12 protein-coding genes and 1 other RNA gene are annotated in these 13,098 nt (G+C 67.8%); 8 read left to right on the forward strand and 5 right to left on the reverse strand.

What is annotated here, in order from left to right; genetic code table 11:
- Positions 1-178 precede the first annotated feature (178 nt).
- On the reverse strand, positions 179-511 hold the full coding sequence (gene trxA / locus AC099J_RS22430; protein WP_479617509.1) for a thioredoxin TrxA: 333 nt from the start codon (positions 509-511) through the stop codon (positions 179-181).
- A 144-nt stretch (positions 512-655) separates the two neighbouring features.
- Here trxA and AC099J_RS22435 point away from each other — a divergent pair, with 144 nt between their 5' ends.
- Positions 656-1,942 carry a TIGR03862 family flavoprotein gene (locus tag AC099J_RS22435; protein WP_479617510.1) on the forward strand — a complete coding sequence of 429 codons (1,287 nt, stop codon included), beginning with the start codon at positions 656-658 and terminating at the stop codon, positions 1,940-1,942.
- Between the two features lie 68 nt (positions 1,943-2,010).
- On the opposite strand, the gene ffs is transcribed toward AC099J_RS22435, so the two are convergent.
- Positions 2,011-2,107, reverse strand: an RNA gene (gene ffs, locus AC099J_RS22440) — signal recognition particle sRNA small type.
- Positions 2,108-2,227: 120 nt separating this feature from the next.
- Between ffs and dnaX the strand changes: the two genes are divergently transcribed.
- The 5 genes from dnaX to AC099J_RS22465 all read left to right on the forward strand — a co-directional run bounded on the left by dnaX (position 2,228) and on the right by AC099J_RS22465 (position 8,001).
- Positions 2,228-4,120, forward strand: a complete 1,893-nt coding sequence (dnaX, locus tag AC099J_RS22445) for a DNA polymerase III subunit gamma/tau (RefSeq protein WP_479617511.1) — start codon at positions 2,228-2,230, stop codon at positions 4,118-4,120.
- Between the two features lie 32 nt (positions 4,121-4,152).
- On the forward strand, positions 4,153-4,485 hold the full coding sequence (locus AC099J_RS22450) for a YbaB/EbfC family nucleoid-associated protein (RefSeq protein WP_479617512.1): 333 nt from the start codon (positions 4,153-4,155) through the stop codon (positions 4,483-4,485).
- Positions 4,486-4,497: 12 nt separating this feature from the next.
- On the forward strand, positions 4,498-5,088 hold the full coding sequence (gene recR / locus AC099J_RS22455; RefSeq protein WP_479617513.1) for a recombination mediator RecR: 591 nt from the start codon (positions 4,498-4,500) through the stop codon (positions 5,086-5,088).
- A gap of 126 nt (positions 5,089-5,214) precedes the next feature.
- A complete protein-coding gene (locus tag AC099J_RS22460) occupies positions 5,215-6,261 on the forward strand; it encodes an ABC transporter substrate-binding protein (RefSeq protein ID WP_479617514.1) in 1,047 nt (348 codons plus the stop codon).
- A 114-nt stretch (positions 6,262-6,375) separates the two neighbouring features.
- Positions 6,376-8,001 carry a methyl-accepting chemotaxis protein gene (locus tag AC099J_RS22465; protein ID WP_479617515.1) on the forward strand — a complete coding sequence of 542 codons (1,626 nt, stop codon included), beginning with the start codon at positions 6,376-6,378 and terminating at the stop codon, positions 7,999-8,001.
- 49 nt (positions 8,002-8,050) lie between these two features.
- On the opposite strand, the gene AC099J_RS22470 is transcribed toward AC099J_RS22465, so the two are convergent.
- Both AC099J_RS22470 and gloB read right to left on the reverse strand, forming a co-directional pair.
- Positions 8,051-9,598 (reverse strand): transglycosylase SLT domain-containing protein, encoded by a 1,548-nt coding sequence (locus AC099J_RS22470; protein ID WP_479617516.1) that lies wholly within the window; start codon positions 9,596-9,598, stop codon positions 8,051-8,053.
- Entirely contained in the window at positions 9,595-10,389 is a 795-nt protein-coding gene (gene gloB / locus AC099J_RS22475; protein ID WP_479617517.1) for a hydroxyacylglutathione hydrolase, read from the reverse strand. The genes AC099J_RS22470 and gloB overlap by 4 nt, the downstream gene beginning before the upstream one ends.
- Here gloB and AC099J_RS22480 point away from each other — a divergent pair.
- Both AC099J_RS22480 and rnhA read left to right on the forward strand, forming a co-directional pair.
- On the forward strand, positions 10,388-11,212 hold the full coding sequence (locus tag AC099J_RS22480; protein WP_479617518.1) for a class I SAM-dependent methyltransferase: 825 nt from the start codon (positions 10,388-10,390) through the stop codon (positions 11,210-11,212). The genes gloB and AC099J_RS22480 overlap by 2 nt on opposite strands.
- On the forward strand, positions 11,209-11,658 hold the full coding sequence (gene rnhA, locus AC099J_RS22485; protein WP_479617519.1) for a ribonuclease HI: 450 nt from the start codon (positions 11,209-11,211) through the stop codon (positions 11,656-11,658). Before AC099J_RS22480 ends, rnhA begins: the two co-directional genes overlap by 4 nt.
- A gap of 34 nt (positions 11,659-11,692) precedes the next feature.
- Here rnhA and AC099J_RS22490 read toward each other — a convergent pair whose 3' ends face one another.
- A complete protein-coding gene (locus AC099J_RS22490) occupies positions 11,693-13,060 on the reverse strand; it encodes a serine hydrolase domain-containing protein (RefSeq protein ID WP_479617520.1) in 1,368 nt (455 codons plus the stop codon).
- Positions 13,061-13,098 lie beyond the last annotated feature (38 nt).

Raw genomic sequence — 13,098 nt, forward strand, 5'->3', positions numbered from 1 at the left:
GGGGAGTTCGGTAATAGCAACGCGGGGGAGAGGGGGGGCGGCAGAGGCTAGAAGCGCCTCCTCACCGAATCGAACCAGGGCCGTGTGGGCCGCCTGGCGAGCTGACGCGATTATGACAGCAAAGCGCGTGGTGCCGAGAGGCCGATGCAGGGATCGGCCGGGCGAGCGCGCTGGGGACTCAGGCCAGTTGCTGGTCGATGAATGCGGTCAGCTGGGCCTTGCTCATGGCGCCGACCTTGGTGGCAGACAACTCGCCGCCTTTGAACAGCATCAGCGTGGGAATGCCGCGGATGCCGAACTTTGCGGGGATGTCACGGTTCTCGTCCACATTCATCTTGGCCACCTGCAGTTTGTCTGCGTAACCGGTGGCCACTTCGTCCAGGATCGGGGCGATCATCTTGCACGGGCCGCACCACTCTGCCCAGTAATCCACCAGGACCGGCTTGGTCGCCTTCAGGACATCCGCTTCGAAACTTGCGTCGGATACGTGCTTGATCAATTCGTTGGCCATGAGCTTCCTCTGTGGATCGTCGGTACGGCTAAAGTCGCGGCATTGTGACAGAAACCAAGTCCCGAAGTGGCTCGCCGCCGCCTATCGACGCCATAGCACCAGCGCATTGTCTGCGTGCCCTGAAACCCTTGCGTCGCGCCGGTCATGGCGCTTGAAAATTCGCCCCGCGCTTGTGCGGTGGCGGTGGTCGGCGCAGGGCCGGCCGGGCTCATGGCAGCCGATCGCTTGTCGCAGGCCGGCATGCAGGTCGACTTGTATGACGCCATGCCTTCGGTGGGCCGCAAGTTCCTGCTGGCCGGCAAGGGCGGGCTCAATTTGACGCATGCGGAACCTCTGCCGCGCTTCAAGGAGCGCTATGGCGCCAGATGCGCCGACGTTGCGCCATGGCTGGCGCTGCTTGGCCCGCAGGACGTTCGGGACTGGGCGCAGGCGCTGGGCATCGGCACCTTCGTCGGCAGCTCGGGCCGCGTCTTTCCGACCGAGATGAAAGCCGCCCCTCTGCTGCGCGCCTGGCTGCACCGGTTGCGCAGCCAGGGCGTGCGCCTGCACATGCGCCACCGGTGGACGGGGTGGGCGCAGGACGATGCAAAGACGCTCACCTTCGAGACGTCGCAGGGCCTGCAGCGCGTGCGAGCCGATGCCGCCGTGCTGGCCTTGGGCGGCGCCAGCTGGCCGCGGCTCGGGTCCGACGGTGCCTGGCAGGCCCCCCTGGCGGCGCGTGGCGTGGCCATCGCGCCGCTGCGGCCGGCGAACTGCGGTTTCGACGTGGCAGCGACGCCGCGCGCAATGCGCGCGACGGGCTGGAGTGCGCACTTCGAACAGCGCTTTGCCGGCCAACCGTTCAAGTCCGTGGCATTGCGCTGTGCCGACGGGCACGGCGGTTGGTTCATGCGCAAGGGCGAGTTCGTGGCCACGGCGGGCGGGGTCGAGGGCAGCCTGGTCTACGCGGCATCCCACCTGTTGCGCGACGCCATCGCGCGCGATGGCGAGGCCACGCTGTGGCTGGACCTGCTGCCCGACCGCTCGCCCGAGCAGGTGTTGGCTGCAGTCGCCCATCCGCGCGGCGCGCGCTCGTTGTCCAGCCACCTGAAAAGTCGCCTGGCGTTGGACGGCATCAAGCTGGCGCTGCTGCACGAACTGCTGGACGCGGACACCTTGCACCAACCCGCCGCGCTCGCCGCCGCGATCAAGTCACTGCCGTTGCGGCTGGCGGCTGCGCGACCACTGGCCGAGGCGATCAGCACGGCCGGCGGCGTGCGAATGGACGCGGTCGACGCTGCGCTGATGCTGAAGGCCGCACCCGGCGTTTTCTGCGCCGGCGAGATGCTCGACTGGGAGGCGCCCACCGGTGGCTACCTGCTCACCGCATGCCTGGCAAGCGGTGCCGTGGCCGCACGCGGCGTTCTTGCGCATCTGCAGCCGGCTGCCTGATCGGCATATCCGCCACGGCACGCCGCAGCGCGCCGATGGGCGCAGGGAAAAATTTGGGGAGAGAGGGGGGTGACGAGCCTTGACCCCGGCACTGGCTACACAGTTAGGGCTGCTTGGTTCCCCACCTGACCCGGTTGGCCGCTTCACCATGCGGGAAGGCCCGTCGAGGCGGATTGTAGCCGCGCCGGGAACCCTGCCCGGCCGCCCGACCGGGCGTGCCCCGCAGCCGAAGGACAAGGCTTCCCGGTCGGCCTTGCTGCGGTGCGGCATTCGTAGAATGCGCCGATGTCCTATCTCGTGCTGGCCCGCAAGTTCCGTCCCAAGACCTTCGGCGAGATGGTGGGCCAGGAGCACGTGGTGCGGGCGCTTGAAAACGCGCTGACCAGCCAGCGGCTGCACCATGCCTACCTCTTCACCGGCACGCGCGGTGTCGGCAAGACCACGGTTTCGCGCATCCTGGCCAAGTCGCTGAACTGCCAGGGCCCGGACGGGCAGGGTAGCGTGACGGCCACGCCCTGCGGGGTGTGCCAGGCCTGTGCCGACATCGACGCCGGCCGCTTCATCGACTACACCGAGCTGGACGCCGCTTCCAACCGCGGCGTGGACGAGGTGCAGGCGTTGTTGGAGCAGGCCGTCTACAAGCCGGTGCAGGGCCGCTTCAAGGTCTTCATGATCGACGAAGTCCACATGCTGACCAACACCGCTTTCAACGCCTTGTTGAAGACGCTGGAGGAGCCGCCCGAGTACCTCAAGTTCGTGTTGGCCACGACCGACCCGCAGAAGGTGCCGGTCACCGTGCTGTCGCGCTGCCTGCAGTTCAACCTGCGGCCGATGGCGCCCGAGACCGTGCGTGAACACCTGGCGCGCGTACTGGCGACTGAGGGCGTGGCCGCGGACGATGCGTCCCTGCGCTTGCTGGCGCGTGCGGCCCGCGGCTCGATGCGCGACGCGCTGTCGCTGACCGACCAGGCCATCGCCTTCGGTGCAGGGGCGCTGGAAGAAGCCACCGTGCGCCAGATGCTGGGCAGTGTCGACCGCAGCCATGTGCTGCGTTTGATCGCCGCGCTGGCCGAGGGCGATGGCCGGGCCGTGGTGGACACCTGCGAGGAACTGCGGCGGCTGGGCCTGTCTGCCGCGTCCACGTTGGAAGAGATGGCCGTGGTGCTGCAGCGCATGGGCGTGCTGCAGGCCGTGCCAGACGTGACCCCCGATGCCGGCGACGATCCCGATGCGGCCCAGTTGGTTCTGCTGGCGCAGGCCATGCCTGCCGATGAGACCCAGCTGCTCTACAGCATCTGCCTGCACGGCCGTGCCGAATTGGGCCTTGCGCCGGATGAATACGCCGGCCTCACCATGGTGCTGCTGCGCCTGTTGGCGTTCAAGCCGGAACACGCGGCCGAACAGGCACCGGCTGAAAAAAAAACTCCGCGTGACGCCGGCCCCCGGCTGACGGCCGTCGCCGCGCCGCAGCCGCAGCCGCAGCCGCAGCAGCCTGCGGTCGATCCCGAACCCGACCCCGAGCCAACTACATCTGCGCCTGCGCCTGCACCTGCACCTGCACGGACACCTACGCCTGCCGACCGCGCCACGGCGCAACGCACACCGGGCGAACATCTGCGCGTGGTCGAGATGGCGCCGGTGCAAGTCCAGGCCGAAGCAAAGGTGTCGGCGCCCGCCGGCCCGGCTGCGAACGCCGGCGCTTCCGAGCTGGTCGAAGTCACGGTGCGCGAGCAGCCGGAACCCGGCACCCGCCAGCAACCGCACCAGTCCGCAGCCGCGCCGCGCCTGGTCGCGACAGACGAAGGCGAGCTGTGGCACCAGACGGTTGCCCAGCTGGTCGCGGCCGAGGCCATCAATGCGCTCGCGCGTGAGCTGGCGCTCCAGTCGCAATTGATCGCGCGCGATGGCGACCACTGGATGCTGCGCGTCGAGCGCGAGTCGCTGAACCAACCCGCCAGCCGCGAGAAGCTGCGCGCCGCTCTGGCCCAGGCCGGCCTGGGTGCGCGGCTGAGCGTGGAGGTCGGCGTCGTCGTCGACAGCCCGGCCCGGCGCAACGCCGCAGTGGCCGCCGAGAAGCAGCGCCAGGCCGAAGCGCTGGTGCGCAGCGATCCCTTCGTGCAGGCGATGGTGCGCGACTTTGGCGCCAAAATCGTCGCCAGCGGCATTAAGCCCCTCTGACACCCCCCATTTACACACTTAGGAGTTACAACATGTTCAACAAGGGACAACTGGCCGGCCTCATGAAGCAGGCCCAGGCCATGCAGGACAACCTCAAGAAGGCACAGGACGAACTGGCCTTCATCGAGGTCGAAGGCGAATCCGGCGCTGGCCTGGTCAAGGTCGTCATGACCTGCAAGCACGACGTCAAGCGCATCACCATCGACCCCAGCCTGCTGGCCGACGACAAGGACATGCTGGAAGACCTGGTCGCCGCCGCCTTCAACGCCGCCGTGCGCAAGGCCGAGGAAACCAGCCAGGAGAAGATGGGCAAGCTCACCGCCGGCATGCCCGGCTTGCCCGGTGGCATGAAGTTGCCCTTTTGATGCGGCCTGCGATTGGCTGATTCCGGTTCGCTGCAGGCACTGGTCGAAGGTCTGCGCCGGCTGCCCGGCGTGGGCGCCAAGTCGGCCTCGCGCATGGCCTTTCACCTGCTGCAGCACGACCGTGCCGGCGCACTTGGGCTGGCGCGCGCGCTGTCGCAGGCGGTGGACCAGGTGCGCCACTGCGCGCGCTGCCACACCTTCACCGAGGCCGAGGTCTGCAGCACCTGCAGCGACCCCAGGCGCGATGCGGCCAAGCTGTGCGTGGTTGAGACTCCGGCCGACCAATCGGCTGTGGAGCGCACCGCCGCTTTCAAGGGCCTTTACTTCGTGCTGATGGGCAAGCTCAGCCCGCTCGATGGCATCGGGCCGAAGGAGATCGGCCTGCATGAGCTCGTGGCGCGGGCCTGCGACGGGCTCGTGCAGGAGGTCATCCTGGCCACCAATTTCACCGCCGAGGGCGAGGCTACGGCCCATGTCATCGCTGCCACACTGAAAGCCCGCGGCCTGCAGGTCACCCGGCTTGCGCGTGGTGTACCAGCCGGCAGCGAGCTGGAATATGTGGACTTGTCCACGATCGCCCACGCGTTGGTCGATCGACGCTGACGCCGTGCCGCGCCCTGCGGCATCCATCGATGTGCTTACGTGGTTTCCCGGGACGGGATGGACCCGATGGGTGCCGACAGGGTGGCTGACTATCCTGAGGCACAGGCTTTGCTTGTTTCCACGACCATGGCAGTCCCCGCACTCCGCAGGCGCACCCTCACTGCAACCGGTCTGGCACTGGCGGCCTGGGTGGCTGCGCCCGCACTGCAGGCGCAGGCCAAGCCCGAGAAGACACGCCTGGCGTTGTCTGTCGGGGGCAAGGCCAGCTTCTACCACCTGCCACTGTGCATCGCCGAGCAGCTGGGCTACTTCAAGGCCGAAGGGTTGGACGTCGACATCCGTGATTTCCTGGGTGGCGCGCGTGCCGCTCAGGCGCTGGTCTCCGGCGAGGTCGACGTCTGCTCAGGCGCCTTCGAGCACACCATCTACATGCAGCAGAACCTTGCCTCCTGCCAGGCGTTCGTGCTGCAAGGGCGCGCCCCGCAGATCGCAGTCGGCGTCTCCTCGCGCACCATGGGGCAGTACAAGCGGGTGGCCGATCTGCGCGGCAGAAGGATCGGTGTGTCGGCTCCCGAATCGTCCACCAACATGGTCGTCAACCTGGTGCTGGCGCGTGCTGGCGTGCGTCTGGGCGAGGCCGAATTTGTCGGCTTCGGCACGGGTCTGGAGGCGCTGCAGGCCGTGCGCGAGGGTCTCCTCGACGCCATCAGCTACACCGACCCGGTGATGACCATGCTGGAGCAGAAAGGGGACGTGCGCATCATCGCCGACACCCGCACCTTGAAGGGCAGCCGGGATGTCTTCGGTGGTGAGATGCCGGCCGCCTGCCTGTATGCACCGACGGCGTTTTTGCTGCGCCATCCGCACACCTGCCAGGCGTTGGCCAATGGCATCGTGCGCGCTCTCAAGTGGCTGCACACGGCCGGGCCGGGCGATTTGATTCGCACCGTGCCGCAAGATTATTTGCTCGGCGACCGTGCGCTGTACCTGGCGTCGTTCCAGCGGGTGCGCGAAGCCATCTCGCCGGACGGTCTGATCCCTGAAGACGGCGGCACCACCGCGCTGCGGGCGCTGGCCAGTTTCGACCCTTCTGTGAGGGCCGAGCACATCGACGTCACCCGCTTGTTTTCCAATGCGTTCGCACGGCGCGCGAAGGATCGCTTCAAGTTGTAACGCTGAATGGCGACCCGCTGAATCGGTGAATTTGTCCGGTATTTGAGCGCAAATCAAAAACTAGTTGCACCAGCCTGGTGACTAAAATACAAGCGCCTTCGGAAGGAGCGGACCATGCGCAAGAACGAACCTGTCAGCGGACAAGAATATCAATTCCCGCCCAATCAGACGCTGGTGTCGGTGACCGATCTCAAAGGTCGAATCACCTACTGCAACCCGGCGTTCATCGAGGTCAGCGGCTTCACGCAGGACGAGTTGCTGGGCCAGCCCCACAACCTCGTGCGCCATCCGGACATGCCGCCCGAGGCGTTCCGCGACCTGTGGGACACCATCCAGTCCGGCTTGCCCTGGAGCGGGCTGGTCAAGAACCGCCGCAAGAACGGCGACCACTACTGGGTGCAGGCCAATGCCACGCCGATGATGGATGGCGAACGCATCACCGGCTTTCTGTCGGTGCGCACGGTGCCGGCGCGTGCAGCCGTCGAAGGTGCAGAGCGCCTGTACGGGCGCATGTGCGAGGATGAGAGCAACGGACGCGCACGCCTGGGATTGCGCCACGGTGATCTGGTGCGACGCGACCCGCTGGGCCGGGTGTTCCAGGCATTCGAGTTGCAAAGCACCGGCAAGATGGTGCTGCTGCAAATTGCGGCGGCAGGGGTGGTCGGCGTTGTGGGCGTCGCAGGCCAGCCCACCTGGGTGATTGCCCTGGTGGCGGCCGCGGCTGCGGCCGCCAGCGTGTGGGGGGTGCGCCATCTGACCATCGAACCGCTCAAGGGCCTGGTGGCGGATGCCAACCGGCTCGCGTCCGGTGATCTGTCGCACCGCGTGGCCACCGATGCGTCGGGCGATGTCGGTCGACTGCAGCGCGCGCTAATGCAGATGTCGGTGAACCTGCGGACCGTGGTGTCCGATGTGCGCCAGGAGGTGGGCCAGCTCGGCGCTGCGGTGGGCGAGATCGCCGCCGGCAACCACGACCTGTCTGCCCGCACCGAGACGCAGGCCAGCAACCTGGAGGAGACTGCGGCGTCCATGGAGCAGATCCACGGGACGGTGCAGCAGAGTGCGGCTTCGGCCGTGCGCGGTGCCGAGTTGGCGCGGGCCACGTCCGACGTCACCCGGCGCAGCAACGACGCCGTGCTGGCACTGTCCGAAACCATGGAAGGCATCACGCAGTCGTCGCGCCAGATCGCCGAGATCGTGCAGCTGATCGAGGGCGTGGCCTTCCAGACCAACATCCTGGCGCTGAATGCTGCGGTCGAGGCGGCGCGCGCTGGCGAAAGCGGGCGCGGCTTTGCCGTGGTGGCCAACGAGGTGCGGGCGCTCGCCCAGCGCAGCTCTGGTGCCGCGCGCGAAATCCGTCAGCTGATCGCCGATTCGTCCACCCGCGTGCACCAGGGCAGCACCCGCACGGCCGAGGCACGGGCCCGCATGCACGAGGCACTGGAGGCTGTGGCCAAGGTCAGCACCGCGTTGGAAGAGATCAGCGGGGCGGCCAGCGAGCAGCAGAAGGGCATCGCCCAGATCAACGAAGGCGTCAGCCAGATCGACGAGATCACGCAGCAGAACGCGGCGCTGGTCGAGGAACTGGCGGCCGCCGCCCAATCGTTGCAGGGCCGGGCGCAGGGCGTGAGCGACACCATGCGGCTGTTCCGCCTGGCCAGCGGCGAGGTCTCGCTGGCCGAGACGGATGCCGTGGCGCTGCGGCGCCAGAGCAAGTCGATGCAGCTGGCGACGGCCTGATCGACCGATCGAATGGACGGTGCCCAGGGGCGAGCGAGTCGCCCCCGCGTCAACGCCGCGCGCGCACCGGTCGCTTGCTGGAGGAAGCGCTGGCGCGGGCCGTGGGCTTGGCGCTGCGGCTGGTGGCGCGGGCTGCGCTGGCCCGTGTGGCCCGCACGCCTGACGCTCCGGCACGCACCGGCAGGAACAGCGTCACCGCCTCGCCCGCGCGAAAGGTCGCATTCGCCTTCACATCGTTCCAGTCCGCCACCAGCGCCGCGTTCAGACGGTAGCGCCGCGCGATGCTGGCCACGCTGTCCTTGCGGCCTGCCTTGATGACGGCCTTGCGCGTCACCGCCTCGGGCGCCAGGCTCAGATAGCCGTTGTGGGCCAGCTCGCTGGTCACATCGCCCATCTTGGCCGAACGCGGCACGATCAATGCCGAGCCGCCCTTGATCAGCATGCGCGGTGGAATGTTGTTGACACTGCGCAGGTCGGCCTCGCTCATGCCCACGCGTTGCGCGGCCGCGGCCACCGTCATCGTGGCAGGCACCGTCCAGGCACCCCAGCTGGCGTACTGGCCCTGCGTGTGAGCGTCCAGATTGCGCTTGAAGACCAGTGCGTTGTCCCAGGGCAGCAGGATTTGCGGTGTGCCGGCGACCAGAATCACCTGCTTGTTGGCAGACGGGTTCAGCGCGCGGAAGTCTTCGGGCGACACATCGGCCAGCCGGGCAGCCAGCGCCACGTCGATGTCGTGCGTGATGTCCACCGTCTGGAAGTAGGGGTGGTTCTCGATCAGCGGCAGCTCAGCGCCGAACTGCTGCGGCGTGGCCACGATGTTCTTGACCGCCTGCAGCTTGGGCACGTACAGCCGCGTCTCGGCCGGCATGTTCAGGTCCAGGTAGCCCGTGGGAAGGCCGGCCTTCTGGTTGCGCGCAATCGCCCGGCCCACGCTGCCTTCACCCCAGTTGTAGGCCGCCAGCGCCAGGTGCCAGTCGCCGAACATGTTGTGCAGCTTTTGCAGGTAGTCCAGCGCCGCCCGCGTGGACGCCAGCACATCGCGCCGGTCGTCGCGGAAGATGTTCTGGCGCAGGTCGAAATAGGTGCCCGTGGCCGGCATGAACTGCCACATGCCTGCCGCCTTGGCAGAAGACACGGCCTGCGGATTGAAGGCACTTTCGATGTAGGGCAACAGCGCCAGCTCGGTCGGCATGCCGCGCACTTCGAGTTCTTCGACGATGTGGAACAGGTACTTGCTGGAGCGCTCCGTCATGCGCTGGATGTAGTCGGGCCGGCTGGCGTACCACTGCTCGCGGTCGCGCACCAGGTCGCTTTGCAGATCGGGCATGGCAAAGCCGCGGCGGATGCGGTCCCACAGGTCGGCCGGTGGCAGTTGCAGCGTGACCGGGCCAGAGCGCGCCGAGGCGGCCGTGATGGGGGTCAGCGGGCCCGTGGGCACGATGGCCACGTGTGGCGTCACGCGGATGGCCGGCTGTTCGGCACGCACGGTGCCGATGGCGTCGGTGGGGGTCGGGGGGGTGGCGGTGTTCGGGTCGAGGTTCGCGCAGCCGGTCAGCAGCACGGCGAGGGCAAGGCAACAGATCTTGAAAACGTTCATTTGAATTGGTTCTTCCACGCGCGCAATGCGCCCAGCACGGTGGCAGCATCGTGCGCACCAGGGTCGAAAGCGCGTGCGGCGTGCACGACCTGCGGCTCTCGCACCCGCAGGAAAGGATTGATGCGCAGCTCCAGCGCGATGCTCGACGGCAACGTGGTCTGGTGCTGTGCGCGCAGTGCTTCACACTGCGTGGCGTAGTGGAGCAGATCGGCGTTGCGAGGTTCCACTGCCCGCGCAAATTTCAGGTTGGAGAGCGTGTACTCATGGGTGCAGCACACCCGTGTGTCGCCTGGCAGCGCGGCCAGTGCATCCAGCGATTGCAGCATCTGCGCCGGCGTGCCCTCGAACAGCCGCCCGCAGCCTGCAGAGAACAAGGTGTCGCCGCAGAACAGCAGCGGGCGGCCCTGCAGGTCGGCTCCGGCGTCCGCACAGAAAAAGGCGATGTGGCCCGCGGTGTGGCCAGGCACATCGAGCACCTCGAACGCCAGGCCCAGTGTGGCGGGGCCGGCCTCGATGCGGTCGCCATCGGTCAGCCGGCGCAGCGGCTCGGGCACGCGCTCGCGCGCCGGGCCGAACACCTGCGCGCCCGTGGCCTCGCGCAGCGCAGCCACGCCACCGACATGATCGGCGTGGTGGTGGGTGACTAGAATCGTCCGCAGTTGCAGGCCGTGTTGCCGCAGCGCCTCGAACACAGGCTGTGCGTCGCCCGGATCGACCACCAGGGCAGCCTGCCCATCGTGCAGCATCCAGATGTAGTTGTCGGCAAAAGCGGGCAGCGCAATGAGTTTCATGAGCGGTCAAATTATAGGTTTGCACGATTGGCTGGAGACCCCGCCCGGGCGCTATCTGCTGGGCTGGGAGCAGGCCGCGTTCGACCGGGCCGTGGCCGATGTGTTTGGCTACCACGCGCTGCAGATGGGTGTACCCGAACTCGAAGGCCTGCGGGCCAGCCGCATTCAGCACCGCTGGCTGGCCAGTGCCCAGGCGCCCGGTGGCACGTTGCGTCGGGCTGCCATCGTCAATGATTTCTCTGCCTTGCCATTCGCCGAGAACAGCCTGGACCTGGTGCTGCTGCCGCATGCGCTGGAGCTCAGCCCCGACCCCCACGCTACCTTGCGCGAGGTGGAGCGCGTGCTGGTGCCTGAGGGCCGCGTCGTCATCTGCGGCTTCAATGCCGCCAGCCTGTGGGGCCTGCGGCAGCGGCGCGCGCGCTTGTACCGACGCCTTGGTCTGGGGCAGTTGTACCTACCAGCCGAGGGTGATTTCATCGGGTATTTCCGTCTGCGCGACTGGTTGCGGCTGCTGAGCTTCGAGGTCGAATCGGGCCGGTTCGGCGGCTACCGCCCCGCAGTGGGCAGCGAGGCCATGCTGAACCGCTTCGCCTGGATGGACCGTATCGGCGAGCGCTGCTGGCCGATCCTGGGCGCCGTGTACTTTCTCGTGGCCATCAAGCGGGTGCGTGGCATGCGGTTGATCGAGCCCAAGTGGAAGCCTGCCCCCGCTCTGGCCAAGGCGCCCGTGCGGGTGGCCAACCGCGGCCGCAAGCGCCTGGCCGAGCCGGCGCTGGTCCACGGCATCTCTCACTTCATCACTACACAACAAGGACCGCGTTGAAACACGTCGAGATCTACACCGATGGCGCCTGCAAGGGCAACCCTGGCCCGGGCGGCTGGGGCGTCTACCTGAAATCGGGCACGCTCGAAAAGGAACTGAGTGGCGGCGAGCTGGGCACCACCAACAACCGCATGGAAATGATGGCCGTGATCCAGGCCCTGTCGGCGCTCAACCAGCCGTGCGAAGTCACGCTCTACCTGGACAGCGAGTACGTGCGCAAAGGCATCACCGAGTGGATCCAGGGCTGGAAGGCGCGCGGCTGGCGCACTGCGGCCAAGCAACCTGTGAAGAACGCCGAACTATGGCAGCGGCTGGACGCCCTGGTGGCCAGCGGTGGCCACAAAATCGACTGGCGTTGGGTGCGCGGCCATGCCGGCAACCCCGGTAACGAGCGTGCCGACATGCTGGCCAACCGCGGCGTGGACAAGGCTTTGGGGCGAGCCTGACCGGTGGACAGGCGCACGGCCCCGGCGCCGCGCCTCACGGCTCGTAACGCTGTCGCAGCGTGCGGGCTGCCCGGGCCTCGGCCACGCTGCGCGAGCCGCCCAGCCACAGCTCCTTGACGTCTCCCTTGGCGCTGCGCACCAGGCGTGCCTCTTCGCCGAAGCTGGCGTAGCCGTTGGCCTGCGACATCAGCGCACGGTCCTTGCCTTGCAGCGTCAACTCGGTGGCGTCGGTGAAGGGTAGGGCCAGCGCCGGCGCGATGGCAAACACCCGGTCGCGCATCGGCACCAGATCGGTGGGCCCCCACAGGCTCCAGAAACGGCCACCCCACGCGCGCGTGGCCGCCGTTGGCGCGCCGTGCCGCTCGAAGGTCTGCAGGATCTGCAGCAGGCCGTCCATCCACGGCCACGACAGGCCGTCCAGCGAGTTGCACAGGATCGAGATCGACAGCTGATGCGCTGGCAGTGCCAGGCTGCGCGAGACGAAGCCTTGCAGGCTGCCCGTGTGGCCGACCCAATCCCAGCCCTGGTAGGTGCCCTGCATGACACCCAGCCCATACCACGCCGGCACCGTGCTGTGCGGCACGCTCCAGTGGCGGCGCAGCATCTCGCGCCGGCTCGCGGCGCTCAGCACGCTGCGCCGCGCGTCGGGCAGCAGCTGCGCGTAGAAGGCCGCCACGTCGGCAGCGGTGCTGACGAAGCCCGCGGCCGCTGCCATTGCATGGGTGGGCTGGTCGCCCGGTACCACCACGCGCCGGCCGAGCAGCAGCTTGCCGGAGTGCCCGCGTGCCAGCAGCCTGGTGCTGCCCGCGTCGGCGTCGACCCGCGTCTCCTGCAGCCCGGCGGCATCGACGATCTCGCGCTGCATCCAGTCGCCATAGGTCTCGCCGGTCAACGCTTGCACCACCTGGCCCAGCAGCGCAAAGCCATGGTTGGAATACTTGAAGCGGCTGTTGGCCTCAAGCGGCGGCGCCTGTGTCAACTGCTGCATCAGCTCTTGCGGGTCGAGGAAGGGCCTGCGGTCCTGGAACTGGCCTGCGTCTGGCCCGTCGCGCGTGGTGCCGGCGGTGTGTGAGAGAAGCTGCGTCAACGTGGCCTCGGCCAAGTGAGGGTGCAGGCCTGCGACATGTTGCCCGACCGCGTCGTCGAGCTGCAGCAGGCCAAGTTCGCGCAGCTTCAGGATGCCTGCGGCCGTGAAGCTTTTGGAGTGCGAGGCGATGCGAAACCGGTGCCGTGGTGTCAGGCGCTTGCCTGCTGGCGCGTCTGCATGGCCCAGCGCCAGTTCCAGCACATTGCGCTGGCGATGGTTCACGGCCAGCGACACGCCGGGCCGCTCGGTCGCGCGCATCTGCAGCTCCATCCAGCGCGGGATGTAGTCGAGTGCGGCGCGTATCCATGGGTCCATGTCGTTCTCCTGAAAGGTTGTCGTCCGTGACCGAGAAT

It is taken from the genome of Rhodoferax sp. RT4P68 (assembly GCF_056521305.1).